Origin of the sequence: Streptomyces roseolus, assembly GCF_014649855.1 — a bacterium.
Lineage (GTDB): Bacteria > Actinomycetota > Actinomycetes > Streptomycetales > Streptomycetaceae > Streptomyces > Streptomyces roseolus.
In genome coordinates this window covers 115937-142016 of the sequence record NZ_BMTV01000013.1, presented here as the reverse complement: position 1 = coordinate 142016, position 26080 = coordinate 115937, and the positions used below count along the sequence as shown (strand labels likewise).

Annotated in this window: 23 protein-coding genes and 1 pseudogene; 9 read left to right on the top strand and 15 right to left on the bottom strand. The window is 72.5% G+C overall.

What is annotated here, in order from left to right:
• Positions 1–99 precede the first annotated feature (99 nt).
• From IE245_RS17680 to IE245_RS17665, 4 genes and pseudogenes are all read left to right on the top strand, one after another.
• Positions 100–387, top strand: a pseudogene (locus tag IE245_RS17680) (Zn-ribbon domain-containing OB-fold protein); the annotation flags it as partial.
• A 141-nt stretch (positions 388–528) separates the two neighbouring features.
• Positions 529–984, top strand: a complete 456-nt coding sequence (locus tag IE245_RS17675; RefSeq protein WP_189948505.1) for a hypothetical protein — start codon at positions 529–531, stop codon at positions 982–984.
• A 6-nt stretch (positions 985–990) separates the two neighbouring features.
• On the top strand, positions 991–2799 hold the full coding sequence (locus IE245_RS17670; RefSeq protein ID WP_189948503.1) for an alpha/beta hydrolase: 1809 nt from the start codon (positions 991–993) through the stop codon (positions 2797–2799).
• Complete coding sequence (locus tag IE245_RS17665; protein WP_189948501.1) at positions 2792–3355, top strand: hypothetical protein; 564 nt, start codon at positions 2792–2794, stop codon at positions 3353–3355. Before IE245_RS17670 ends, IE245_RS17665 begins: the two co-directional genes overlap by 8 nt.
• A 10-nt stretch (positions 3356–3365) precedes the next feature.
• On the opposite strand, the gene IE245_RS17660 is transcribed toward IE245_RS17665, so the two are convergent.
• The 3 genes from IE245_RS17660 to IE245_RS17650 form a co-directional block, all read right to left on the bottom strand.
• Positions 3366–5351, bottom strand: coding sequence for a protein kinase domain-containing protein (locus IE245_RS17660; protein WP_229851343.1), 1986 nt, complete (start codon positions 5349–5351; stop codon positions 3366–3368).
• Positions 5352–5434: 83 nt separating this feature from the next.
• Entirely contained in the window at positions 5435–5701 is a 267-nt protein-coding gene (locus IE245_RS17655; protein ID WP_189948499.1) for a DUF397 domain-containing protein, read from the bottom strand.
• Positions 5698–6561, bottom strand: coding sequence for a helix-turn-helix domain-containing protein (locus IE245_RS17650; RefSeq protein WP_189948497.1), 864 nt, complete (start codon positions 6559–6561; stop codon positions 5698–5700). Before IE245_RS17650 ends, IE245_RS17655 begins: the two co-directional genes overlap by 4 nt.
• 91 nt (positions 6562–6652) lie before the next feature.
• On the opposite strand from IE245_RS17650, the gene IE245_RS17645 reads away from it, so the two are divergent.
• Complete coding sequence (locus IE245_RS17645) at positions 6653–7069, top strand: ATP-binding protein (protein WP_189948495.1); 417 nt, start codon at positions 6653–6655, stop codon at positions 7067–7069.
• A gap of 3 nt (positions 7070–7072) precedes the next feature.
• Here IE245_RS17645 and IE245_RS17640 read toward each other — a convergent pair whose 3' ends face one another.
• From IE245_RS17640 to IE245_RS17600, 10 genes are all read right to left on the bottom strand, one after another.
• Complete coding sequence (locus IE245_RS17640; protein WP_189948493.1) at positions 7073–9337, bottom strand: FG-GAP repeat domain-containing protein; 2265 nt, start codon at positions 9335–9337, stop codon at positions 7073–7075.
• 37 nt (positions 9338–9374) lie between these two features.
• Positions 9375–10235: an FG-GAP repeat domain-containing protein gene (locus IE245_RS37725; protein ID WP_268256564.1), complete on the bottom strand. Its 861-nt coding sequence runs from the start codon at positions 10233–10235 to the stop codon at positions 9375–9377.
• An 89-nt stretch (positions 10236–10324) separates the two neighbouring features.
• Positions 10325–11575, bottom strand: coding sequence for a VCBS repeat-containing protein (locus IE245_RS17630; protein WP_189948491.1), 1251 nt, complete (start codon positions 11573–11575; stop codon positions 10325–10327).
• Between the two features lie 43 nt (positions 11576–11618).
• The gene (locus tag IE245_RS17625) at positions 11619–13745 is read right to left on the bottom strand and encodes a PLL family lectin (RefSeq protein WP_189948490.1); all 2127 of its coding nucleotides are present in this window, start codon (positions 13743–13745) and stop codon (positions 11619–11621) included.
• Positions 13746–13829: 84 nt separating this feature from the next.
• Positions 13830–14192: a hypothetical protein gene (locus IE245_RS17620; protein WP_189948488.1), complete on the bottom strand. Its 363-nt coding sequence runs from the start codon at positions 14190–14192 to the stop codon at positions 13830–13832.
• Between the two features lie 113 nt (positions 14193–14305).
• On the bottom strand, positions 14306–16966 hold the full coding sequence (locus IE245_RS17615; protein WP_189948486.1) for an FG-GAP-like repeat-containing protein: 2661 nt from the start codon (positions 16964–16966) through the stop codon (positions 14306–14308).
• A 38-nt stretch (positions 16967–17004) separates the two neighbouring features.
• Positions 17005–17307: an FG-GAP repeat domain-containing protein gene (locus IE245_RS38280; RefSeq protein ID WP_506005181.1), complete on the bottom strand. Its 303-nt coding sequence runs from the start codon at positions 17305–17307 to the stop codon at positions 17005–17007.
• A gap of 74 nt (positions 17308–17381) precedes the next feature.
• Entirely contained in the window at positions 17382–19613 is a 2232-nt protein-coding gene (locus IE245_RS37005; protein ID WP_229851342.1) for an FG-GAP repeat domain-containing protein, read from the bottom strand.
• A gap of 108 nt (positions 19614–19721) precedes the next feature.
• Entirely contained in the window at positions 19722–20231 is a 510-nt protein-coding gene (locus IE245_RS17605) for a mycothiol transferase (RefSeq protein ID WP_189948483.1), read from the bottom strand.
• A complete protein-coding gene (locus IE245_RS17600; protein ID WP_189948481.1) occupies positions 20231–20641 on the bottom strand; it encodes a DnaJ family domain-containing protein in 411 nt (136 codons plus the stop codon). The genes IE245_RS17605 and IE245_RS17600 overlap by 1 nt, the downstream gene beginning before the upstream one ends.
• A 128-nt stretch (positions 20642–20769) precedes the next feature.
• On the opposite strand from IE245_RS17600, the gene IE245_RS17595 reads away from it, so the two are divergent.
• Complete coding sequence (locus IE245_RS17595) at positions 20770–21666, top strand: M23 family metallopeptidase (RefSeq protein ID WP_189948480.1); 897 nt, start codon at positions 20770–20772, stop codon at positions 21664–21666.
• Positions 21667–21813: 147 nt separating this feature from the next.
• Here the strand turns inward: IE245_RS17595 and IE245_RS17590 are convergent, their stop codons facing one another.
• Entirely contained in the window at positions 21814–22017 is a 204-nt protein-coding gene (locus IE245_RS17590; protein ID WP_043227793.1) for a cold-shock protein, read from the bottom strand.
• A 281-nt stretch (positions 22018–22298) separates the two neighbouring features.
• Here IE245_RS17590 and IE245_RS17585 point away from each other — a divergent pair, with 281 nt between their 5' ends.
• The 3 genes from IE245_RS17585 to IE245_RS17575 all read left to right on the top strand — a co-directional run bounded on the left by IE245_RS17585 (position 22299) and on the right by IE245_RS17575 (position 25202).
• The gene (locus IE245_RS17585; RefSeq protein ID WP_189948478.1) at positions 22299–23171 is read left to right on the top strand and encodes a menaquinone biosynthetic enzyme MqnA/MqnD family protein; all 873 of its coding nucleotides are present in this window, start codon (positions 22299–22301) and stop codon (positions 23169–23171) included.
• A gap of 223 nt (positions 23172–23394) precedes the next feature.
• Complete coding sequence (mqnC, locus tag IE245_RS17580; RefSeq protein WP_189948476.1) at positions 23395–24594, top strand: cyclic dehypoxanthinyl futalosine synthase; 1200 nt, start codon at positions 23395–23397, stop codon at positions 24592–24594.
• An 8-nt stretch (positions 24595–24602) separates the two neighbouring features.
• Complete coding sequence (locus tag IE245_RS17575; protein WP_189948469.1) at positions 24603–25202, top strand: imidazolonepropionase-like domain-containing protein; 600 nt, start codon at positions 24603–24605, stop codon at positions 25200–25202.
• Positions 25203–25231: 29 nt separating this feature from the next.
• On the opposite strand, the gene IE245_RS17570 is transcribed toward IE245_RS17575, so the two are convergent.
• Entirely contained in the window at positions 25232–26071 is an 840-nt protein-coding gene (locus IE245_RS17570; RefSeq protein WP_189948680.1) for a hypothetical protein, read from the bottom strand.
• Between the last annotated feature and the right edge of the window lie 9 nt (positions 26072–26080).

The following is a 26080-nucleotide window of genomic DNA, read 5'->3' as shown; positions in this document are numbered from 1 at the left end:
GAGTGCTGAGCGTAATGACGTGTACACGCAGTGGGTCTCGGTCGAGAAGGGATTTCGGTTGCGAATCGGTCACGCGCCCCCGCCCCTTCCCGGCCCCTCCCGCGCTGCTGGAGCGAGGACGTCGACCGGGTCCGGGCGAGCGGCCGCGCCACGCTCTGCACGTGGTCCGTCGTCCACCGCAGCGACCTCCCGCCCTTCGGCGACCGGGTGCCCTGCGTGGCGGCCGTCGTCGACCTGGCGGAGGGCCCGCGCATGATGACGCGGGTCGTGGACGTGCCGGAGCGCGGGCTCCGCCCGGACATGGAGCTGACGGTCGCCTTCCGGACGGGCGAGGACGGCGTCGCCGTACCGGTCTTCACGGCACCCCCCTCCCGGTCCCCCTCCTGAGTACGCAAGAGCACGCGTACTCATCCCGCCTCCGCGTCCGGACGGCCCCGAGGAGCACGGGAGTTCATAGGATGAGACTCCGTCAGAGGCGACGTTCCGGCAGCGCGTCGGCGCCGACGGCGGGGAACGGGGGTGCCACGCATGGCGTGGGACGAGTGGGAGCAGCTCAAGGCCGGCGCGGCGCAGCGCGGCTCCGAGCAGATGCGGCTGAACCAGGCGGCCGCCGTGGACGGCGGCGGGTCCGGCACGTCCGCCGGGGACCTGAGGTCGGACAAGAAGGCCTGGGCGCGGGCGGGCCAGGGCGTGAAGGGCCTGAAGGAGGGCGTCGGCAAGGGACTGACGGCGCTGTCCGACGGCCAGGCCGGTCTGGGGGACGGCGCGAACGTCCAGAGCGCGGCGGCCCAGAAGGAGCTGTACGACTCCTGGAAGAAGTACCTCGGCGACGTGAACGGGCGGTGCGAGGCGCTCGGCGGGCTCCTGGAGGGCGCCGGCCACGACCTCGCCAAGTCCGACGAGGCGGTCCTGGCCGATCTGAACCGGCTCAAGGCGCGGTACGAGGACACCGAGGCCGTCGGCGGCCAGGCGAAGGGGAACTGACCGGACATGGACCTCGCGACGCTGAAGGCCTTCAAGCCGGCGGAGTACGAGCAGGCGGCGGACGGCTACCGGGCGGCCGGTGACATGGCGAGTGCCGCCAAGGACGCCCTCGACAACCGGATCTCCGCGGGCATGCGCAAGGACCGGCTGGAGGGCGAGGCGGCGAACGCCGCCCTGGCGGAGCTCAAGGAGCTGTCGAAGAACTTCCACTACGCGCAGACCGAGTGCGGCCTGGCGAGCACCGCCCTGAACGGCTTCGCCTTCGACATGGCGGCGGCGAAGCGGAGACTGGACACGGCCCTGGAGGACGCCGCCGCGGGCGGCTGCACGGTGAACCCCGACGGATCGGTGTCGTACCCGGCGGGCCGCAAGCCCGGCGAGGAGAAGGACGCCCCGGCCGGCACGGTCGGCGGGAGCGCCGGGGGCGGCGCGACGTCCGACGCGATCGAGCGCCAGGCGGCGAACGTCCACCCGAACCCCCACTACGGCAAGGCGATGGGGTACGCGAACCGGATCGCCGACGCCCTGAAGGAGGCCGCCGACGCGGACGCCAAGTGGGCGCCCCGGCTGCGCTCGCTGAAGGCCGACGACGACCTGAAGGTCTCCGACCGGGACTGGACCGACGCCCACGCGGACACCGGCGGCGTCCGCGAGGCGGGCAAGGGCTACCTCGACTCCCTGCCGGACGCCCCGAAGAGCGGGGACCCGAAGGAGAACGCGGCCTGGTGGAAGGGGCTGACGCCCGAGGAGCAGGCCGCCCACATGTCGCTGAACGCGGCGCAGGTCGGCGCCCTCGACGGGCTGCCCTCCGCCACCCGCGACGAGGCCAACCGCATCGTCCTCGCGGAGAAGCGGGCGGAGCTCCAGCTCCGCCTCGACGCGATCCCCCCGGAGCCGAAGAAGCTGATCATCGGGCCGAGGGCCGCGGTCCGGAACCCGGAGTGGACCGCGTGGAACGAGAAGTACGGCAAGGACCTCACGTTCCTGAAGGACAACCTCAAGGGCATCGACGCCATCCAGGCCCGCTTCGACGCGACCGGCAAGGACGGCCTCCCGGAGGCGTACCTGCTCGGCTACGACACCAAGGGCGGCGGGCGGGCCGTCGTCGCCAACGGCAACCCCGACGTCGCCGACCACACCGCCGTCTTCGTCCCCGGCACGTACACCAACATCACGGAGACCGAGAAGTACATCCACCACATGAGCGAGATGTGGAAGGAGACCAGCGCCAAGGTCCCCGGCCAGAACGTCTCGACCATCACCTGGATCGGCTACGACGCCCCGCAGAGCATCGTCCCGGAGGCGATGAAGGAGCACTACGCCCACACCGCGGCACCCGACCTGAACCGCTTCATGTCGGGCCTGGAGCACGTCCAGGGCGGCGACGACAAGAGCCACACCACGCTCATCGGCCACAGCTACGGGTCCACGGTCCTGGGCGCGGCCTCCAACGGCGGCGACCTGCGCACCGACGACATCATCGCGGTCGGCAGCCCCGGCATGCTCGTCGAGTACGCCAAGGAGCTCGACGTCGAGGAGGGCCACGTCTGGTCCCAGGCGGGCGGCTTCACCGACGACCAGGTGCCCCTCGGCGGCAAGTTCGCCGGCCTCGGCCGGAACTCCGACTGGTGGCAGGACCTGCTGCCGTTCGGCTCGATCTGGGGGCAGAACGTGCCCTCCGACGAGAGCTTCGGCGCCCATAGGATGGCCCACGACTCCGGTAGCCACACCGACTACTGGAGGGACGGCTCCCTGAGCATCCAGAACCAGGCATCGGTGGTCGCCGGGCAGTACGACAAGGTGCAACGTGACTGACATACGGAACGCGGTCGGCCGACGTGCCGTCTCCGGCCCGAGGGCGCTGGCCCTCGCGGCCGCCATCGCGTCGCTCGCGGCGCTGACTGTGGGGTGTTCGGACGTGAAGGAACTCGACTACACGCCGGTCCGGATGGACCCGGACCCGGCCCGCACGAAGGCGCGGGAGGTCTCCAGCCGCCTCCTGGAGCTGACCGGGATCAAGGGCAAGGTCACCGAACCGGGCCCGAGCGTCTCGCGCTGCTCCGAGTACGGCGAGGACCTGTTCTCCACCTCGCACCCCTGGTCCGTGTACGCCCTCACCGACGCCCAGGTCGACACCGGCATGGAGAACCTCCGCAAGAACCTCGGCGAGCACGGCTGGAAGATCACCAAGGACGGCAAGGCGAACTCCCAGGCCCAGGACCCGGAGATCTACGCCGAGAACAAGACCGAGCAGTTCGCCGTGCACGTCGTCGCGATGAAGGACGGAGGCAACCAGACCATGCTCAACTTCAAGGTCGTCTCCGCCTGCTACCGCGCGGCCTCCGCCGCCGACCTGGACGGCGAGTACTGACGGGCGGGGCCTACAGGGCCCCGATGTTGCGCCAGAGCTGGCTGGTGCCCGAGGACTGGCAGGGGTAGTTCATCACCGCGTAGCTGTTGGCCGTCAGGCACTGGTTGTCGCCCACGTTCTTCAGCTGCCGCCCGGCCGACGTGGAGGTGCCGAACCTCCAGTTCTGGTTGCTCGCGCCGTTGCAGGCGGCGAGGGAGGCGTCGATGGTGCGGGTGAACTGGAGGCACTTTCCGGACTTCCTGTTGACCAGGCGGAAGGTGCCGTTCCCGTTGGACTTGTACGTCCAGGAGTAGGTGACCGATTCGGGCTTGGTGCCGCACGCCGTCGTGGAGACGATGACGGCGTACCCCTGGTCGTTCTCCGCCAGGCAGTTGCCGCTCGTCCCGTTCTCCAGCGAGTACGTCCCCGAGGGCCCCGAGCCGCCCCCGCCGGAGGTCGGCGGGGGCTTGGGCGCGGTCGTGGTGGGGCGGGGCGCGGTGGTGGTCGAGCCGCCGGACCCGGACGAGCCGCCGGAGGTCGAGCCGCCGGAGGTCGAACCCCCCGAGGTGCCTCCGGACGTGGTGGAGGAGCCTCCCGAAGAGCCGCCGGACGACCCGTCCGAGGAGCCGCCAGAAGTCGACGTGCCGCCCCCGCCACCGGTGACCGTTCCGCCGCCGCCGCCGCCGTCGGCAGGCGGCTGCGGGGCGCCCGGCGGCGGGCTCCCCGGCGGTACGGAGGTCGCGGGCGCCGAGGACGGGGCGGACGCGGAACCGGACGGCTTCGCGGACGCGGACGGCTTCGCCCCGGGGACGGCCGCGGACGGCTGCGGCCCCGTCGGGGCGATGACGGCGGTGGGCGAGGCGGAGGCCCGGTCGTCCGCGCCCGCCTTGCCGATCTCGTACGGCCCCAGGGTCAGGGTCAGCGTCGTCCCGGTCGTGATGACGACGGGCACGGCCAGCATGACCAGCCGGTTGCGCCGCCGGGGCTCCTTGCCGCCCGCCGGCTTCCCGGCGAGCACGTACGCGGGGTCCGTCGCCGGCGTCTGCGGGGTCAGCGGCGCCGTGACCACGTCCTCCGAGGGGTCGGCGGCCTCCAGCTCGGCCAACGCCTCGGCGGTCGGCGCGCCCGCCGCGAAGGCGGTCCGCTCGGCGATCCGCGCCGTGACCGCCTCCGGCCACGCGACCCCCGCCGCGCGCGCGTCCGCGTGCCCGACGAGCTCGGTGGCCGTCGGCCGGTCCGCGGGGTCCTTGGCGAGACACGTGCGGACGAGGTCGGCGAGGTCCGGGTCGAGCTCCGGAAGCCGCCCGAAGTCCGGCTCCCCGTGCACCACCCGGTACAGCAGGTCGTGCCCGGACCCGTCCCCGAACGGCGGCCGCCCGTTCGCCGCGTACAGCACCAGGCTGCCGAGGGCGAAGACGTCCGCCGCGCCGGTCAGCGCCTTGTCCGCGACGGCCTGCTCGGGCGCCATGTAGGCGGGCGTCCCGATGATCATGCCGGTCTTCGTCAGCCGGCTCTGGTCGGCCGCGCGCGCCACGCCGAAGTCGATGAGCGACAGCCCGTCCCCGGTCAGCATCACGTTCGACGGCTTGAGGTCCCGGTGCACCATCTCCGCCGCGTGCACCGTCCGCAGCCCGGCCGCCGCCTCCCGCACCAGCCGCCACAGCGCCTCCGGCGGCAGCGGCCCGCCGTGGAGCCGCAGCGCGTCGTTGAGCGTCACGCCCGGGATGAACGCGGTCGCGAACCACGGCGGCTTCGCCAGCCGGTCGCTGGCCAGCAGCTTCGTGCTCGCCCCGGCGGGCAGCCGCGCCAGGTTGTCCAGCTCGTGCCCGAAGTGGCTGAGGAAGTCCGTGTCCTCCGCGAGCGAGGGCAGCACCCTCTTCACGGCCGCGTACGTCCCCGGGACCGCGCCCAGGTAGACGCGGCCCATCCCGCCGGAGCCGAGCACCCCGAGCAGGCGGAACGCGCCGATGCGGCGCGGGTCGCCCGCGTCGAGCGGTATCGCTCCGCTCCCGGCCAAATTAGAGTCGTTTTCCAATTCCCCCTGCATGGGCCACAGGGTAGCCCAGGGGGGTGACGGACTGAATCTCCGTCAAGGTCTTGTTACGGGGCCGTGGTTGAAGGTGTCCGGTGCGCGGTGACGCCGACGAACACGGCCCAGGCCGCCGGGGCGACGGCGAGCTGGGGGCCGTGGGGGACCTTGGAGTCACGGACGTGGACGAGGGCGGGGTGGGCGGCGACCTCGACGCAGTTGCCGCCCTCGCCGTCGCTGTAGCTGGACTTGCGCCAGTCGTAGGCGACCTCGATGCACTCGCCGCCGGAACCGCCGCTGTAGCTGCTCTTGAACCAGGCCAGATCTGCGGTACTCATAGCTCTCCCAGCAATTGCTTCAGGTGCTCCAGGGACTCCGGTGGCGTGAGTGCCTGTGCGCGCATGATTCCATACCGCTCCGCGTAGACGCGTGCCTCGTCGAGGCCGGTGAACAGGCGGGCGGTGCCGTAGCTTTCGGCGTACGCGACCTCCCGTTTTCCCTTCAGGGTCAGCAACGTGAACTGGCCTTCCAGGGCGGGGTGATCGGTCCGCTCGTTCGGCATGATCTGGAGGTGTACGTTCCGGAGATTGGCGACTTCGAGGAGGCATCGGATCTGTTCCCGGAAAGCGTCGCGACCGCCCATGGGGCGGTGCAGGACGCTCTCCTCGATGACGAAACTGACGGTCGGAGCGGGCCGCTTCTCGAAGAGGGCCTGGCGAGCCAATCGGTCGGCAAGCCGCTTTTCGATCTCCTCCTCCTCGTACAGCGGGCGATGGTGACGGAAGACCGCCTCCGCGTAGGCATGTGTCTGGAGAATGCCGGGCACAACCTGCGGCGCGTAGTAGTGCAGCGCAACGGCTACCGCCTCCGCAGCCGCGAAACTTCCGAACCACTCTGGATGTCGGGTCCGCGCCCGCGACAGGGCTTGCTCCGTGTCCTCCACCGCCGCCGTCAGCACCCCCGTCCCGCCCAGCGCGGCATCCGCCAGCATCAGAAACTCCGGCTGCGGGGTCCGTACGCCCCGCTCGATCGCGGAGATCAGGTCCTCGCTGCAGTGGGTGATCGAGGCGAGCTGCGCCTGGCTCAGGCCCGCGTTGGTCCGCAGCACCTTGATGATCTTCCCCAGCGCCTTGAACAAGTGCGCCGTACCGTCCGACTCGGAGGGCTTCTCCGGCCGCTCCTCGTGCTTCCCCGACATCCGTACCGCCCTCTTGGCGTACCCGTACAGTTACCCAGCGTCGTGGCGTCGCTGCTGTTCAGCGTAGGTCGCGGGCGCCACTCTCGGAGTCATGAAGCCCGAAATCACCACTCCAACAAGTGAGTACGCGCCGGAGTTCGCGCTCCGCCTGACGCCCACGCCCCGGGGCGCGCGCCTGGCCCGGCTGCTGGCGGCGCACCAGCTGCGGGCGTGGGGGCTGGCGGGGCCCGCGGCGGAGGCGGCGGAGCTCGTGGTGGCCGAGCTGGCGAACAACGCGGCGCAGCACGGACGGGTGCCGGGGCGGGACTTCGAGCTGCGGATGGAGCGCACGGGCGACCACGTGACGGTCGAGCTGTCGGACGCGCGCGGCGAGTGCCGGCCGTTACCGTCCCGGGAGCCGGACGAGGGTGGCTACGGGCTGCTGCTCGTGGCCACCCTCGCGACGGCGTGGGGCGTCAGGGACCGCACGGTCGGCAAGACGGTCTGGGCGACCGTCCCGCGTCGGTAGGGGTCAGGCGAAGAGGTTGAACTCCCGCCCGTTCTGGACGTAGTCCACGCTCTCCACGGCGCGGAACGGCGCCTGCCACGCGCCGGTGCCCCGGTAGAAGCCCGGCGACAGGGTGCCGTACTCCTGCCGGGTCGCGTACAGGTCGGGCTTGCCGTCCCGGTCGAGGTCGCCGGAGCCGATCAGGGCGTCGTAGCGCTGCCAGCCGCCGCCGATCTTCGTGCGCGGCGCGAAGGTGCCGTCGCCCTTGCCGAGGTAGAGCCAGAGGACGCCGTCCTTGTCGCGGGCGACGAGGTCGCCGGCGGCGGCGCCCGCGATGTTGCCGGTGGCGGTGAGCTGGTCGTAGACCTGCCAGCCGCCGCTGCCGATCAGCCGGCGGGCGGCGAAGGGCGCGGTCGTGGAGCCCGTGGCCCTGTACAGCCAGAGGCGGCCGGAGCGGTCGGTGGCGACGAGGTCGGGCCGGCCGTCGCCGGTGAGGTCGCTGCCGCCGGTCAGGTGGGCGTACGTCTGCCAGCCGCCGCCGATCTGGCGGCGGGCGGTGAAGGTGCCGTCGCCCTTGCCGAGGTACAGCCAGAGGACACCCGCGCGGTCGCGGGCGACGAGGTCGGGAGCGGCGGCCCCGGCGAGGTTGCCGGTGGCCTCGATCCGGTCGTAGACCTGCCAGCCGCCGCCGACGGGCGCGTCCGGGTTCTGGGTGGTGTCCTTCCAGCCCGGGTGGTGGTGGACGTCCTGGAGCCACAGCCGGCCGGAGGTGTCGCGGGCCAGGACGTCCGGCGAGCCGTCGCTGTCGTAGTCGTGCGCGCCGGTCTTGCGGGTGACCGTGAAGGACCCGGACTCCTTCAGAGTGGGGCCGATGCCGTTGAGCGGGGCCGCGCTGATCGTCCAGGTGTACGGGCCGGCCGAGGCGGCGGTCCAGAAGCCTTCGGTGCCCTGCCAGTCGAGCGTTCCGTCCCAGTAGAACCGCATCGTCCGCGGGTCCTCGCCCGGCGCCGGCTGGTCGATGTGCCGCGTGACCGACTCGCCCGTGCGGGTGTTGCGGAGGGTGACCCACATGTTGACGTTGGTCCGGCTGAGCTCCCATTCCATGGTGAGCTTGCCGCCGGTGCGGTCGAGGTCCACGGTCGTGGGGACGTTCTGCCGGAGCAGGGTGACCTGCGTCGGTTCGCCCGTCGCGGCGAGCTGCGTGGCGGCCGGAATGCCGTCCGGGCCGGGGGCGATCCGGTAGAGGCCCTCGCCGCCGGCCATGGTGCCGCCGAGGAAGGCGTGCGCGTCCCCCGCGGCGTCGATGTCCGACGCCGCGTGGTCGAGGATCCTGCGGGAGGGGCCGGTGACGGCGAGGTTCGAGACGGACAGGCTGAAGTACGAACTCTTCCTCTGGGACAGGAAACCGCCGGGCTCGAAGAACGCGATCCACGATCCGACCAGACCGATGTTCAGCCTGTTCGTCTCCTCCACCAGGGCGTAGTGCCGGATCTTCTGGGTGGCGCGGTCGAGGACGAGGACGGACACGCCGACGCCGCCGCCCCAGTCCTGGGTCCAGGCGACGTGACCGGCGGAGAGGGCGTAGTCGGACTTCTCGGTCCAGTCCCCCTCCCCGAACTGGTGGGACAAGGTGACGGCGGCGGAAGCGAGGTCCAGGACCGCCCAGTGGTGGGTGCGGGCCGTCCCCGTGCCGGTGGCGTACGCCACCATGGCCTCGCCGTCCGACGCCGCCACGACGGACAGGTCGTCCGCGTCCGCCGGAAGCCCGGTCGCCGCCCGGCGCTCCGGCCCGTCCGGACCCGGGGAGTAGAGGTCGAGGGGGCCGGTTTCCGCGCCATCGGTGCGGACGAAGAGGGTGGAGCCGACGGCCCCGGCGTACTGGCCCGAGGTCAGCGGCAGGGAGAAGAGCTCCTGGCCCGCCGCCATGTCCCGGAGCGTGACGGTGCCCTGTGCCCGGTCGACCACGACGTCCGAGTCGAGGGAGGCGGAGACGACGTGTCCGTCCGGGAAGGTCGTCACCGCCCCGTCCGACAGGCGGGTCCAGCGCTGGACGTCCGGATCGGCGGCGTCCCGGCTCAGGAACCCGGTCCGCCCCACCCCCGAGACGCTGTCGCCGGGCTTGAGGACGGGCGCGGTGGCGTCCGCCGTCGCCGCGGGCGCGGCGACGGGCAGGGAGCCGGTCCCGGTGGCGGCACCGGCCGGCAGGACGGCCGGACCGGCGGTGGCCATCAGGACGACGGCGACGACCGCGCCGAGACGGCGCCGGGCGGTGGATCTGGGATGGGTCACGGAGTCGTGCCTCTCGGGAGTGCGGAGGGAGTCCGGGTCAGGACATGAGGTCGTGCTCGTACTGGCTGCCGGAGGTCTGGTAACCCCGTTGGAAGGGGGTCTTCCAGGCGCCGGTGCCCTGGTGGACGAAGGTCTCGCCGAGGCGGTCCATGGCGACGAGGTCGTTGCGGCCGTCGTTGTTCATGTCCGCCGCGCCGGTGATGTCGGTGTACGCGTTCCAGCCGCCGCCGATCTTCGTGCGCGGCGCGAAGGTGCCGTCGCCCTTGCCGAGGTACAGCCAGAGGACGCCGGTGCGGTCGCGGGCGACCAGGTCCCCGGCGGCGCCGCCGGCGAGGTTGCCGGTGGCGGCGATCCGGTCGTAGGCCTGCCAGCCGCCGCCGATCCGCTTGCGGGTGGCGAAGGGCCGGGTCGCGCTGCCGGTGCCGGGGCGGTAGAGCCACAGGACCTCGCGGCCCGTCGCGTCGTCGGGGAAGGCGGCGAGCAGGGTGGAGCCGACCGCGCCCAGGACGTTGGCGCGGTACAGCCGGTTGTTGTCCACGGTCAGGACGACCGTGCCCGTCGTCATGTCCCGGACCTTCGTCGCCGTGCCGCTGTACGTCGACTCCGCGACGCTGTCCGCGCCCTGGATGTACGGGATGCGGGCGAACGGCAGCTCGGTGGTGGCCCCGGTGTCGAACCGGACCCAGCTGTACGTGTCCGCGTCGAGGTCACGGACCAGGTAGCCGGTGGTTCCGGCCCCGGCGACCGTCCCGGCGGGCAGGGGCAGGAGCTGCTCCTCGGCCGCCTCGGCGACGGCGGCCGGAAGCGCTCCGGCCGGGGCGGCGGGGGCCGCCAGTGCGGGGGCGGCCGAGCCCGTGGCGAGGACGACGGCGAGCGCGGTGGTGATCAGGCGGGACAAAGGGAACGTTCCTCCCCATGGGTGCGGGCGTGGCGCCACACGCCACGCCCGCATGACTCATGGAGAGATCGAAAGGTTGTACGCCCGCCTCAGAGGACGTTCACGTACTTCCCGTCGGCGTTGTACAGGTCCAGTTCCTCGGGGGTGCCGTAGGGGGCGTCCACGAGACCGGTGGTCGGGTAGTACCGGGAGCCGGCGGCGCCGATGCCGTACAGGTCCACCCGGCCGTCCCTGTTCTGGTCGCCGAGGCCGGCGAGGTGGGTGAACCGCTGCCAGCCGCCGCCGATCTGGCGGCGGGCGGTGAAGGTGCCGTCGCCCTTGCCGAGGTAGAGCCAGAGGACGCCGGAGGCGTCGCGGGCGAGGAGGTCGCCGCCGGTGGCTCCGGCGATGTTCCCGGGCGCGGTGATCTGGTTGTAGATCTGCCAGCCGCCGCCGATCTTCACGCGGGGCTTGAAGGGGGCGGTGGCGTTGCCGGTGGAGGCGTAGAACCACAGGACGCCGCTCGTGTCGGTGGCGAGGAGGTCGCCGCGTCCGTCGGCGTTGAGGTCCGAGCCGGCGGTGATCTTGTTGTAGACCTGCCAGCCGCCGCCGATCCTCGTACGCGGGAGGAACTTCCGGCCCTCGCCCTGGTGCAGCCAGAGCACGCCGTCCCCGTCACGCCCGACGACGTCGGGCGAGCCGGAGCCGCCGAGGTCGCCCGGGGCGGCCAGCAGCGCGTACGGGCTCCAGTCCGCGCCGGACAGCCCGATCGGGAACTCGTACCACGGATCCTTCGAGCCCGCCTGCTGCCGGCGCAGCATCTCGGTCTCGTACGCGGTCATCTGCCCGCTCGCGAACCGGACGAGGACGTCGGGGACGCCGTTGGCATCGTAGTCGCGCGGCGCCGGCGGCCGGTTGAGGGTGAACCCGCCCGTCCGTTCGACACGGTTCCCGGCCGCGTCGTAGGCGAGCATCCGCCAGGTGTACTCGCCGGCGAGGGGCGACATGCGGTCCGGCGTGTAGCCGGCCAGCTCGAAGCGGTGGCTGGAGGAGAGCACGTCGCTGGTAACAAGATCCCACATGTGAGTCTCGGTGGTGTGGGACAGCGTGAAGTCCTCGATCTTCACGGGCCGGTCGAACTCCCAGACCATGGGCGCCCGGTCGCCCGGCTCGTCGAAGTCGATGACCGTGGGCATCTCCTCGCGCGTCACGACGATGTCCCCGGCCGCCGCCTCCGCGGCCGTCGCGGGGGTGGGCGCGGGCGCGGCGACGGCCGCCGGGGTGGTGAGCAGCGTGCCGGTGACGGCTGCCGCGGTCAGGACGGCGGCGGCCAGGCGGCGCCGCGAGGTGGGTGCGATCACGTCGGTCCTTTCGATGATCAGGTGGAACGGGAGGAGGGGGCCCTCAGAAGACGTCCCCGGAACCGATCGCGGTCCGCTGGTGGTTCAGCGTGACGCCGGGCTTGAAGGGGGCGTCCACCAGGCCCGAGGTGGCGTAGTAGCGGCCCGCGGTGGCCCCGATGGCGTACAGGTCCACCCGGCCGTCCCCGTTCTTGTCGCCGAAGGGGGCGAGGTCGGTGAACTGCTGCCAGCCGCCGCCGACCTCGCGGCGGGCGGTGAAGGTGCCGTCGCCCTTGCCGAGGTAGAGCCAGAGGACGCCGGAGGCGTCGCGGGCGAGGAGGTCGCCGCCGGCGGCTCCGGCGATGTTCCCGGGCGCGGTCAGGAGGTTGTACTGCTGCCAGCCGCCGCCGATCTTCACGCGGGGCTTGAAGGGGGCGGTGGCGTCGCCGGTGGAGGCGTAGAACCACAGGACGCCGCTCGTGTCGGTGGCGAGGAGGTCGCCGCGTCCGTCGGCGTTGAGGTCCGAGCCGCCGGTGATCTTGTTGTAGACCTGCCAGCCGCCGCCGATCAGCGTGCGCGGCCGCAGCTTCTGGCCGTCACCCTTGTGCAGCCACAGCAGGCCGTCGCGGTCGCGGCCGACGATCGTCCGCTCGGAGGGCGAGGCCATCAGCGTGTACGTGTTCCAGCCGGTGTGCAGGACGGTCGGCTCCAGCGGCCGGTTCCACGCCTCGTGGATGCCGTGCAGCTGGTTGGTGTCGAACGCCTTCAGCGTGCCGTCGGTGTCCCGGACGAGGACGTCCGCGACACCGTTCTCGTCGTGGTCGCGGGCCACCGTCGGACGGTTGACCGTGAAGCTTCCGCTCAGCTCGACGCTCGGGCCGACGTCCTGCGTCTCGGTGGCCGTCAGCTTCCACGTGTACGCGCCGCTGTACAGACCCATGCCGTACAGGTCGGTGTTGCGCAGGCGGATGGAGAGCGTCGGGGACGCGGAGGTGGAGTAGGCGCCCTCGGTGTACTCGCGCCCGGTGGCGGTGTGGACCAGCGTGAGCCTTCCCGTCACCTCGTGGTTGAACGTCCACCGGAGTTCCTGGGAGCCGTACGGCTCGTCGAGCGCGAAGGCCTGGGGCACCTCCTGGCTCACCAGGGCGAGGTCCGGGAGGCGCCCGCTGCTCGCCACGAGCTGCGTGACGGGCTTGCCGTCCGCGCCGACCGTCACCCGGTAGACGCCCTCCTCGCGCGCGAGCGCGCCCTGCACCAGGAACGAGCCGTCGGGGCCGGGCTTCACCTCGTCGGCGCGGTCGAGGGCGTACAGGGTCTGGTCGCCGGTCAGCGAGTGGAGGGCGAGCGGCTTGCCCTTGCCCGCGCCGGTGCGGGTGTCGAGGAGCGCTATCCAGTCCTCCGAGAGGGCGGGCCGGGAGCGGTCGTTGCCCACCGGCAGGATCCGGGACCTGCCCGTCGCCACGTCGAGGAGGTGGAAGTGGCCGCCGTCGTCCGCGGGCGTCCAGTCGTACCAGGCGAGGTGGGTCCGCGACCCGGCGATGGCGTCGAAGCCCAGCACGCTGTTGTCGGAGGTGGCGGTGGCGATCACCTTGGCCGAGGCGATGTCCACCAGGTAGAGCTTGCTGTTGTCGCTGGTCACGGTGAACGTGTCCGCGTCGTCGAGGGGCATCCCGAAGGACATGGAACCCGTCGGAAGGCCGGTGACGCTTCGGCGGACGTCCTGGTCGCCGACCCTGTCCAGCAGGTAGGTGCCGTTCCAGTCGTGCATCACGAGCGTCGAGCCCGAGACGCCCAGGAGCGCGCCGGTGGCCTTCATGACGACGGGTTCGGCGTCCGAGCCCATGTCGCGCAGGACGACCGTGTCGCCGGGGCCCTCCTGGGCGATCGTGTCGGTCCCGGCGGAGCCGACGTACTCGCCACCGGTCAGCGGCGTGACGGTGCCGTCGTACGTCATCCAGGCGTACGGCGCCCCGGACACGCCCGTCTTGTACAGGAAGCCGGTCTTCCCGGCGCTGACGATCTCGCCCTCCTTCGGGAAGGGGGCGACGTCCTGGGCGGCCGCCGGGAGCGCGGTCGCCGGCGCGGCGGGCGGCGCCGCGACGGCCGCCGGGGCGGCCAGCAGGGTGCCGGACACGGCCGCGGCGGTGAGGACGGCGGCGGTGAGACGACGGTGGGAGACGCGGTGGTTCAACGTGGGCCTTTCGGTCGGGAGGGGGAGAGGGAGAGGGAACCGGCTTCGGATGACGGTCCCGAACGCGGCGTCGGACCGGCGGGCTCAGAAGAGGGTCTTGAAGCGGGTGGAGTCGGTGCGCAGCGGCAGGGTGTGCGCCGGCGCGAAGGGGCCGGTGGCCGTGGGGTCGCTCGCCACGACGACGTCGGCTCCGGGGGCGCCCCGGTGCTGCGTCGCGCCGTCCACCGGGAAGCCGGTCAGCCCGGCGCTCGTCACGTCGGGCTGCCGGGCGAAGGGGAAGGTCTCCTCCGCGGCCGTCTCCCGCGCGACCGCCGCGGTGGCGGTGCCCGGGACCGTGAGGGTACCGAGGGGCGTGGTGGCCAGGGCGACGGCGACGGCGGCGGTGAGCCGGAGCCGGGTGGTGCGGGCGCGGTGCACGGCGCGGGCCTCCTGGCGGGCGGGGTCCATCGGGTGCGGGTGAGGAACCCGCACCCGATAGACCCCCCGGAGGATCGAATGGTTGTACGTCGTACGTGTCGTGCACCCCGTCCGTTCACCGGAGCGGGGCGGAGAGCCCGCCGTCAGGCGAGGTGGTCGTACGCGTTCCCGGTGAAGACCGTGGTCGCCTTCTTCGTCACGAAGGGACGGGCGCGGTCGCCGGTTCCGCCGTAGAAGTAGACCTTCTTCTCGCGGGCGTCGTACGCGAACAGGTCGGCCTTGCCGTTGTGGTTGGCGTCGCCGCCCGCGACGAGCTCCGTGTACGCGTTCCAGCCGCCGCCGATCCGGGTGGGGGCGGTGAAGGTGCCGTCGCCCTTGCCGAGGTAGAGCCAGAGGACGCCGTCCTTGTCGCGGGCGACGAGGTCGCCGCCGGTCCCCCCGGCGAGGTCGCCGACGGCGGTGAGGTGGTTGAACTTCCCCCAGCCGCCGCCGATCCGGGTCTTCCCGGTGAAGGGCGCCGAGCTGTTCCCGGTGCCCTTGTAGTACCAGAGCACGCCCGCCTTGTCGGCGGCGAGCAGGTCGGCCCTGCCGTCGCCGTTCAGGTCGCTGCCGCCGGCGAGCTTGTCGTACACCTGCCAGCCGCCGCCGACCGAACGCCGCGCGCCCGTGCCGCCGTTGCCGTCGCCCGGGTAGTACCAGAGCACCCCGGCCCTGTCCCGGGCCACCAGTGTCTGCCCGCCGGCGCTCTCGATCCGGTCGTACGCCTGCCAGCCGCCGCCGATCCGCCGCGTCGGGGCGTTCAGCTCCCCCTTGTTCGTCATGACGGTGCTGTCGGTCCACAGGACCCCGGAGGCGTCACGGGCGAAGAAGTCCGGGTCGGCGTTGCGGTCGAAGTCGTGCTGCCCCTCGGCGCGTTCGACCGTGAAGCCGCCCGATACGGTGGCCGCCGTGCCGATGCCGTTCATCAGCGTGAAGGTGAAGGTGGCGGTGTAACGGCCGCCGGGGGCACCGGCGTAGCGGTCGGTACCCGCGTCGAGGTAGTGCTCCCAGTCGAAGGTGGCCCGGCCGGAGCACGGCTCCCACGGGTTCGGACGGGTCGCCGCGTTCCAGGTCTTCCGGAGCGTCTTCCCGGAGCTGTGCCGCAGCACCGCGTCGACCTTCACGTCACACCGGTTCACCGTGAAGGCGAACCGGGTGGGGGAACCGCCGGGGACGGCGTCCGGGCGGAGGGTCTCGCCCTGGTGCGGGAGGACGGTGGAGCCGGTGCGCACGCCGGTGGGCTCGCCGGTGGTCGCCTCCAGCACGGCCCGGGGCACGCCGTCGGCGCCGGGGACGATCCGGTAGACGCCCTCGCCGGCGGCGACGCTGCCGCCCCGGACCACCAGGCCCAGCGGGTTGGAGGCCTCGAAGGCCCTCGCGTCCTGGAAGTGGTCGAGCAGGCGGACCGCCGGGCCGACGGCGCCGGTGGCCGACACCTTGCGGGCGGTCAGGGCGTGGAGCTCCGAGGGGGCGTTCGTGTCGATGCCGCCGGGGCGGCCGGTCAGCAGCCAGTCGCCGGTCAGGGCCACCTGGAGGTCCTGGGTATCGGCGTACGGGCCGAGCGGCACGGAGGCGGACCTGCCGGTGGCCCGGTCCTGGACGACCGCCCAGGCGGTGCCGTCCGCCCGGCGCTCGGCCCACGCCATCCGCGTCTCGGAGAGCGCGAAGTTCTCCGCGCCGGGCGGGACGGGGTAGGTCCGCACGACCTTCGCGGCCGCCAGGTCCACGAGCGCCCAGACGAAGGCTCCGCCCGCGTCCTTGGTGCGGACCACGGCGTGGGAGTCCGTCGAGGCCTCCACCTCGGGGTACGCGTACGTCCCCGGGAGGCCGGCGACCGTCCGGGAGCCCTCGGCCGCCGTGTAGTACTGGACGGCGCCGGTCCTGGTCCGGGCGAGCAGGCCCTTGCCGGCGATCTTCAGGGGGGCGACGGCTTCGTACGTGGAGCCGTCCAGCTCCAGGGTGGTGGAGGTGCCCCCGGCCGCGTCGAGGAGGACGACGGCCTCGTCCTCGTACTTGACGACCGCTCCGACGTCCCCGGAGACCATGGGCAGGGAGTCCGTCGCGATGAAGTCGTACTCCTTCTTGGCGTTGTCCGCGTACCGCGTCCAGGTCAGCCTGCCGAAGGTGGGGTCCTGGCCGCCGTAGGAGCCCCCGTCGACCGAGAAGAAGCCCTTCTCTCCGCCGCCGAGGACCCAGTGGTCGGCGGGGATGGACGCCGGCTCGTCCGTCGCGGCCGCCGCGGCGGACCCGGCGGTCGGCGCGGCCGCGGCCGCGGGGGCTCCCGCCAGGGCGCCCGCGCCGAGGGTCACCGAGAGGACGGCGGCGACGGCGGGGCCGAGCCTGCGGCGGCGGGTGGTGTGAGTGGACGTCACGCATTCCTCCGGGAACGAGATCGGACGGTACGCACATCGGTGTGTACCGTCCGATAGGACTTCTGATCCCTCTATATGGTTGTAACAGCGCCGGGCGGTTTCCTGGAAGAAGGTCTTGAACCGGGTGGCGTCGGTGCGCAGCGGCAGCGTGTACACCGGTGCGAACGGCCGGGTCGTGCTGTTCGCGTCGCTGGAGTACGCGGAACCCCCCGGCCGACGAGGAGGTCTCCAGGAGGAGGGCGCCCGGCTGACGGGGTGGAGCTCCTCGGTGGTCTTGTCGACCCTCACGAGCGTGGACCCGACGACCTCGCGCAGCTCGTACGACGCGGGCGTGTCGATGACGACGGCGACGGCGGTGGTCAGCCGGAGCCGGGTGGTGCGGGATCGGGACACGGTCGCTGTCTCCTCGGGGCGTTGAGCGGCGGAACGCGTCAGGAGACGCTGGTGAACTTGGTGCCCTCGCCCGCGTAGAGGTTGGTCCTGGCGCGGGGGGTGAAGGGGGTGGTGACGCTGCCGGTCGACCGGTACACGTAGGTGCCGCCCGCCCCGTACGCGATCAGGTCCGGGCGCCCGTCGCTGTCGACGTCGCCGGCGCCGACGAGCTGGGAGTAGCCCTGCCAGCCGCCGCCGATCCGGGTGGGGGCGGTGAAGGTGCCGTCGCCCTTGCCGAGGTAGAGCCAGAGGACGCCGTTCCTGTCGCGGGCGACGAGGTCGCCGCCGGTGGCGCCGCCGATGAACGGAAAGGGTCGTACGGCGAGCCCGCCCCCGGCCGACGGCGGCCGAGCCCGCCCCCGGCCGAGACCGCCGGTCAGGTGACCAGGTTGTACGCGCCCCCGGAGAGGACCGTGCTCGTCCGGCGCGGCTTGAAGGGTTTCGCGCGGTCGCCGGTGCCGCCGTAGAAGTAGGTCTTCTTCTCGCGGGCGCTGTACGCGAAGAGGTCGCGGTTCCCGTCGTGGTCGGCGTCGCCGCCGCCCATGATCTGGGTGTACGTGTTCCACCCGCCGCCGATCCTCGTCCGCGCGGTGAAGGTGCCGTCGCCCTTGCCGAGGTAGAGCCAGAGGACGCCGTCCTTGTCACGGGCGACGAGGTCTCCGGCGGGGCCTCCGGCGATGTCGCCGACGGCGGTGATCTGGTTGTAGATCTGCCAGCCGCCGCCGACGTACCTGCGCTTCGCGAAGGCGTGGAGCCCGTGGTAGCTCGTCTTCTCGTAGGCCCAGAGGACGCCGGTCCTGTCCACGGCCAGCAGGTCGGGGTGGCTGCTGCCGAGGACGTCGCTGCCGCCGGCGAGGTGCTCGTAGACCTGCCAGCCGCCGCCGACCTTGCTGCGCAGGCCGCGCGCGGGGTTCGCGTAGTGCCAGAGGACGCCGTCCTTGTCACGGGCGACGACCTGCCAGTCCTGCACGTGCTCGACCTTGTCGAAGGCCTGCCAGCCGCCGCCGACCCTGGTCAGCGGCGCGTCGAGGTCCTGGTCCACGGGCATGACCGTGCTGTCGGTCCAGAGGACGCCGGCCGCGTCGCGGGCGAAGAAGTCCGGCGAGCTGTTGGCGTCGACGTCGTGGAAGTTGTCCTGCCGCTCGATGGCGAAGCTCTCGGTCTGCGACCACCGGAGCACGGGGCCCACGCCGCCGAGCGGGGTGGCGGTCAGCTGGACGGAGTAGGTGCCGTCGAAGGCCTCGATGTACTGTCCGCCGCCCAGCTGGTGGACGCGGTCCCAGTCGAGCTTGAGGTTGCCGTCCTTCGTGACCCAGGACTTGCGGAAGCTCTTGCCCGTCCGGCGGTTCGTGAGGGTGACCTCGACCCGCGCGTTCCCGTGGTTCAGCTTCCACGTGAACGGCATGGGGCCGTAGGTCTCCTCCACCCGGGCGAGCCGCCCGAAGACGTCGTACCGGGTCTGCCCGGTGAAGCTCTTCACGGCGAGCGCGGTGCCCTCCCCGGTGGTGGCGACCAGGGTGGCGGCGGGCCTGCCGGAGCCGTCGAGGGCGATGCGGTAGTTCCCCTCGCCGTTCTCGCCGGTGGCGACGCTGCCGCCGCGGACGAGGTGTCCGCCCTCGGGGACGAGGACCGTGCCGGTCGTGTGGTCGAGGAGGCGGAGGGTCTCGCCGGTCTTCACGTGCCGGGCGGTCAGCGCGTGGAGCGGCGACGGGGCGGCCGCCTCCATGCCGCCGGGGCGGGTGAAGGTGAGCCAGTCGCCGAGCAGCCCCAGGGTGACCCGCCGGCCCGTGCCGTCGCCGAGGGGGACGGAGGTGGAGGCCCCGGTGGTGATGTCGCGGACGACGGCCGTGGCGGCGTCGGTGGCCGCCTCGTACTCGACCCAGGCGATGCGGGACCCGGAGAGTGTGACGGAGGACTTGTCCGCCCGGGCGGGGATCGGCACGTCCGCGACGACGTCGGCGGTCCTGAGGTCGACGACCAGCCAGTTGGACCCGGAAGCGGACCCGGACCGGTGGATCTCCACGAGGGCGTGCGTGTTCGTGGCCCCCCGCATGACCGGGAACAGCCGCTGGGAGGGCATGTGCGTGACGAGGCGGGTGCCGTGCTCGGGAGTGTTCAGCTTGAGGCTGATGCCGTTCAGCTCGGTGCGCAGCTGGGTGAGCGCGCCGCCGGCCACGAGCCCGACGACGCCGTCGGTGGTGTCCTCCAGCGGCACGGTGTACGTGCCGCCCTTCGCCCCGTCGTAGATGTCGAGCTTCTTCTCGCCGGACACGGCGACGGCGGCCAGGTCGCCGGAGACGAAGGTCTTCGGGGTGTTGTTGTACGTGCTGGGCCACTCGATGTCGTGGGTGGCCCCGTCCGCGTACCGGGTCCAGCGGTAGTGGCTGACGTCGCCCTCGTCGAGCTCGGTGAAGAAGCCCTGCGCGCCGGCCGCCACGAGGGTGGAGCCCGCCTCGATCGGCGGGAGGGCGGCCGTCGTGGCCTCGGACGCCGTGGTGCCGGGTTCGGCCAGGGCGGCGGGAGCGGAGAGGACGCCCGCGCCGAGGGTCACGGCGAGGACGGTGGCGACGGCGGCGCCCAGACGGCGCGGCGAGCGTATGGAAGTCAAGGAGAGTCCCTCCGGGGAAGACACCGATCGGCCCGCACGCGGGTGCGTGCCGATCGGTTGGACCCCCGGGCGGGGCCGATGGTTGTACGGGCCGTCGGGAGGTTCGCGTCAGCCGCGCCGCTCCACCACCCCCCGCACGTACGCCGCCTGCCCCGCGTGCTGGAGGTCGTCCGCGATCACCGAGACCAGCCGGACGCCGAGGGTGACCGGCGGGTCCCAGGAGCTGTCGACGACCCGGTCCAGGTCCGCGTCGGTGACCGGGGCGAGGAGCGCGGCCGTCCGGTCGTGGACGGCGTCGTGGTAGCCGAGCAGCAGCTCCGCCGGAGCCCGTACGGCTCCGGCCTGCGCGGACGTCTGGCCGTAACCGGTCGCGGCCGGCGGGAACGGCAGGCCGAAGCGGTCCCGCCAGCCGTCGGAGCGCCACAGCTGCTCCGTCCCGAAGGCGCCCGCCAGGTGGTCGTCCTGGATGCGGGTGAGGTGCCAGACGAGCCAGGCGATCGAGTTGGCGTCCGGGTCGATCCGGGCGGCGAGGTCGTCCTCGCCGAGGCCCTCCACGGCCTCGTGGACGGCCTCCCGGATCCTGCCGAAGGAGTCGAGCAGCAGACCGGCACTGTTCATCACGCCCCCTTGGGGTCGCGCGCCTCCCGCCACCGGGCCAGCTCCGCCTCGACGTCGAAGGGCGTCAGGCGCAGCGGCGGTCCGGCCGGCGGGCGGCGCAGGGCTTCCGCGATCTTGGTGTTGATCTCGCCGAGGACCCGCCGGACCTGGGCCTCCGAGGCGGCCGCGGCGACGGCCTCGGCCGCCTCCTCGGCCTCCTTGCGGAGCCGGAGGGAGGGCGGCAGCGCCCCCATGCCCTCGCGGTGCATCTTCTGCTTGATCCACCACAGCTCGTCGTAGGGCGCGGCGTCGTCGGGGAGGGGCTTGCCGAAGCCGGAGAGGCGGCGGAACTCGCCGCGCTCGGCCGCCTCCCGGATCTGCTTGTCGACGAAGGACTCGAAGCTGACACCGGGCGGTTTCCGATCGGTCATGTGTCCAGCCTACGTACCGGGGCCGGGTCGCATGTGGGGAACGCCGTCTACTGCGGCGGCCGGTCTTCCGGCACCCTGTGGTCGGTCAACGCGCGTAAACCCTTGCCCCCTCACGTCCCGGAGGACGCATGCGTCACCTGCGTACGACGAAGACCACCGCCCGGTTCCCGGCCCGGTTCCCGGCCCGGTTCCCGGCCCGTGTCCCCGCCCTCGGCGCCCTGCTCGCCCTCCTCGCCGGGCTGCTCACGGTCCTCGGCACGGCCGGCACCGCCCACGCCGCGCCGCTCTTCAAGGCCCCGTTCCCGTGTGGCCAGAAATGGACGTACAGCCACCATGCGGCCGAGGTCCGCCAGGCCCTGGACTTCGTCCGCTCCGACGGCGGCGCCACCGCCGGCGCCCCCGTCCTGGCCTCGGCCTCCGGCACCGCCTACCGGTACGCGCAGCCCTCCGGCGCCGGGAACTACATCGTGGTCGACCACGGCGGCGGCTGGAAGACGTACTACTTCCACCTGGCCGCCTACTCGGTCGCGAACGGCGCCGCCGTCGCCCAGGGCCAGCAGATCGGCACCACCGGCTCCACCGGCAACAGCTCCGGCGCCCACATCCACTACGAGCAGCTCTACAACGGCGTCGGCCAGTCCATCGTGATCAACGGCGCCTCCCTCGCGCCCTACCCGGGCTCCTACGGCTCCAGGCACCTGACCAGCGACAACGGCTGCTCGGGCGGAGGCGGCGGAAAGTACTGGGTGGACACCTTCGCGAACGCCACCGGCTACGCCGCCGCCAACACGAACGACCCCCAGGGCGTCCTGAACGCGGGCACGAACTACGTCTACTGCAAGGTCTGGGGCCAGGAGATCCGCGACGCCTCGGGCAACTACAACCACTGGTGGCTCCGCACCGACCTGGACACCGTCCACGCCGGCAAGAACGGCTACGGCGCGTACGTGTCGGCGTACTACCTCTCCCGCTGGGGCAACGACGAGGCCCGCGACAACAACGGAACCGTCATCCCGAACTGCTGAGTCGTCCCGGAACGAAACGGGCAGGAGCCCCGCTCGTGCCGCACCTGCGGCACGAAACGGGCAGGAGCCCCGCTCGTGCCGCACCTGCGGCACGGAGCGGGGCTCCTTGGGTACTGCTCTAGAAGATCGAGATCGCCACTACGGCGTTCAGATCGTGGTGACGTTCTCCGCCTGCGGACCCTTCGGGCCCTGCGTGACGTCGAAGCTCACCTGCTGGTTCTCCTCAAGCGAACGGAAGCCGTTCGCGTTGATCGCGGAGTAGTGGACGAAGACATCCGGGCCGCCGCCTTCCTGGGCGATGAAGCCAAAGCCCTTTTCAGCGTTGAACCACTTGACGGTTCCGGTAGCCATGAGCCCTCCTATGGGCCAAAGGGTCGCCCTGCTCCAGAACCTGCAAACAAGTCTGAAAACTACAAAAGCCTGCGGGTCACATGCTCCGCAGGCTCTGTACTGCAAGGGAAACCAAACTGCAACTTGCGTCGAGCCTAGCACGCAGTGAGCGCGCAGCGATAGAGGGAAAGATCACGTCACTCTCATGTTTGATCCGGTCCTCGCACGCTGACGCGCCGACCCGATCCGTCCCGAAGTGCCCCGCCGATGTCCACCGTGCGAGACGGGGCTAGCCTCGCGATGTGGACAATGCGAACGAGAACGACGAGAGCCCGCGCAGCCGGCCCCGGGTCGGGCACATCCAGTTCCTGAACTGCCTGCCCCTCTACTGGGGCCTCGCCAGGACCGGGACGCTCCTCGATCTGGAGCTGACCAAGGACACCCCCGAGAAGCTGAGCGAGCGGCTCGTCCGGGGCGACCTGGACATCGGCCCCATCACCCTCGTCGAGTACCTCCGCCACGCCGACGAGCTCGTCGCCCTCCCCGACATCGCGGTCGGCTGCGACGGCCCCGTCATGTCCTGCGTGATCGTCTCCCAGCGCCCCCTGGAGGAGCTGGACGGCGCCCGCGTGGCCCTCGGCTCCACCTCCCGGACCTCGGTCCGGCTCGCCCAGCTGCTGCTCGGCGAGCGGTACGGGGTCGAGCCGGCGTACTACACCTGCCCGCCCGACCTGGGCCTGATGATGCAGGAGGCCGAGGCGGCGGTGCTCATCGGGGACGCCGCCCTGCGCGCCTCGCTGCACGACGCGCCCCGGCTCGGGCTCCAGGTCCACGACCTCGGGCTGATGTGGAAGGAGTGGACGGGGCTGCCCTTCGTCTTCGCCGTCTGGGCCGCCCGCAAGGACTATCTGGCGCGCGAGCCGGAGACCGTCCACGACGTCCACCGGGCCTTCCTCGCCTCCCGCGACCTCTCCCTCGACGAGGTCACCAAGGTGGCGGAGCAGGCCGCCCGCTGGGAGGCATTCGACGCCGAGCTCCTCGAGCGGTACTTCCGCACGCTCGACTTCCGGTTCGGCCCCGATCAACTCGCCGGAGTGCGCGAGTTCGCCCGCCGCACCGGACCCACGACCGGATTTCCGGCGGACGTCGCGGTCGATCTGCTCCCGCCGGAATAGGACCCCGGTCCGGGGCCCTCCGCCGCCCCGGCCAATTCACCCCCCGCAATTCCCGCCCGCGTCCGCGCCGCGCGTTCCCATTCACTCCCCGGCCCCTCCCCGGGAATCGCGCAATTGAACGTTCACTGGAAATTCACGCGGACCCGGACCCCGGCCCGGTCCCGCACCCCCGCTGGCGTACGCTGGGCCGGTCCGTCGACAAGCCTCCGAAAGGGACGAAACGGTGACCGAGAAGGCCGCGCTCCAGTCCGTTCTCGACCGCGCCGCCGCGGGCGGTCGCATCACCCCCGAGGAGGCGCTCGACCTGTACCGCTCGGCGCCGCTGCACGCGCTGGGCGCCGCCGCCGACGCCGTGCGCCGCCGCCGCTACGCCGGTACCGAGCACATCGCGACGTACATCATCGAGCGGAACATCAACTACACCAACGTCTGCGTCACCGCCTGCAAGTTCTGCGCCTTCTACGCGGCCCCCAAGGACACGAAGAAGGGCTGGACCCGCGACCTCGACGACATCCTGCGCCGCTGCGCGGAGACCGTCGAGCTCGGCGGCACCCAGATCATGTTCCAGGGCGGACACCACCCGGACTACGGCGTCGAGTACTACGAGCGGCACTTCTCGGCCATCAAGAAGGAGTTCCCGCAGCTCGTCATCCACTCCCTCGGCGCCTCCGAGGTCGAGCACATGGCGCGGATCTCCGGCGTCTCCGTCGAGGAGGCCGTCACCCGCATCCACGCCGCCGGCCTCGACTCCTTCGCCGGCGCCGGCGCCGAGCTCCTCCCCGAGCGGCCCCGCAAGGCCATCGCGCCGCTCAAGGAGTCCGGCGAGCGCTGGCTGGAGATCATGGAGATCGCCCACGGGCTGGGCGTCGAGTCGACCTCCACCATGCTCATGGGCACCGGCGAGACCAACGCCGAGCGGATCGAACACCTGCGGATGATCCGTGACACGCAGGACCGGACGGGTGGCTTCCGGGCCTTCATCCCCTACACGTACCAGCCCGAGAACAACCACCTCAAGGGCCGCACGCAGGCCACCCTCTTCGAGTACCTGCGCATGATCGCGATCGCCCGGATCTTCCTCGACAACGTCGCCCACATCCAGGGCTCCTGGCTGACCACCGGCAAGGAGGTCGGCCAGCTCTCCCTGCACTACGGCGCCGACGACCTCGGCTCGATCATGCTGGAGGAGAACGTCGTCTCCTCCGCCGGTGCCAGGCACCGCTCCAACCGCCTGGAGATCATCGACCTGATCCGCAAGGCCGGCCGCGTCCCCGCCCAGCGCTCCACCACCTACGAGCACCTCGCCGTCCACGACGACCCGGCGAACGACCCGGTCGACGACCGCGTCGCCTCCCACATCTCGTCCGTGGCGATCGAGGGCGGCACCGCCCACCCCGAGCTCAAGCTCCTCGACGCGAACTGAGGCCCTCCTTGCCCACCCTGCACGCCGCCGACGGGTCGCCGGAGACCGCCGTCCTCGTCGACGGCGCGCGGATCGCCGCCGTCGGCCCGTACGAGGAACTGGCCGAGCGGCACCAGGACGCCCGCCTCCGCCGCTGGCCGGGCATCCTGCTGCCCGGCCTGCTCAACCCGTACGCCCCCGAGCTCCTGGAGCGCACCTACCACCCGGACCCGCGCGAGGCCGACGCGTACGGCACCGCGCCGGTCACCGGCGAGCGGGCGGCGGAGATCCTCCGCTCCGACCCCGCCCGCCCCGGCGCCAGCGCCCGCCGGGGCGTCCAGCGGATGCTGGCCCACGGCACGGTCGCCGTCGCGGGGGAGCTGCGGTCACGGGCGGCCCAGGACGCGGTCCGCCGCGCCGGCCTGGCGATCGGCGAGCGCCCTCCGCGCCTCCCCGGCCCCCCGTCCCTCTCCCCGACCCCCCTCATCCTCCTCCCGCGCCTCGTCCCCGGCGCCCCCGCCCGCTTCGCCGTCTTCGACGTCCCCACCCCGGCCGAGCTGGTCCGCCGGGGCGCCTCGACCTGCGTCGCCACCGTCATCGACGGCCGCCTGGTCCACCGCGCCCGCTGACGTCCGGGAGCGGCGGGGGCGATGCCCGGTCAGCCGCCCACGACGGGCGGCGCCTCCTTCTCCTCCACCGGCCGCGCGTCCGCGTCCCGCACCACGTCGAGGAAGCGGGGATCCTCCGCGACGGCGAACAGCTGGCGCGGGGTCACGCGCGACGACGCGCCGTCGGGCTCCACAGAGATCCGCACCCGGCTCCCGCCGTACAGGAACCGCACGTACGCGGCCGACGTCCCCGGCCGCTCCGTCGCCATCGACCGCAGCTGCGCCTCGCGGTCCCCGTCGAAGACGACGGTCTCGCAGACGATCCTCGGGTCCGGCCTGTCCGGGCACGGGTCGAGGGCCTTCTCGTCGGTCGGCCGCACCGCCACGGTCAGGTGCAAGGGCGTGCCGTCGGCCGTGATCCGGTAGGCGGACACCTTGTCCTTGACCGGCCGGATCTCGGTGACGTACGCGGGCAGCAGTTCGTCGAGCAGTGCGGCCACGCGCTGCTGGTGGACCGCCCGGCGCTCCCGTTCGGCGGCGGACAGCCCGTCGGGGTTGTCGGGCGGCGGGACGCCCGGCGTCTCCTCCACGACCACCGGGGGATAGCTCGCGTCCGGGCGCGCGCTCACCTCCGGGCTCGCGCTCGCCGCCGGCGACGAGGGCGGGGCGGCCGGCATCGCGGGCGCCGGGCCGTTCCCCGGCAGCAGCGTGAGGCCGAGGGCCCCCGCGGTGACCACGCCGAACGCGGCCGTCGCGGTGGCGAACCGGGCCCTGGCGCGCCGCCTGCGCCCCTCGCGCACGGCGAGCGGCACGAGGTCGGGCAGCGGCGGAAGCTCCTCGGCCGCACGGTCCAGGGCGTCGCGGAGCGGAAAGGTCTCATCGGTGTCCACAGCGGACCT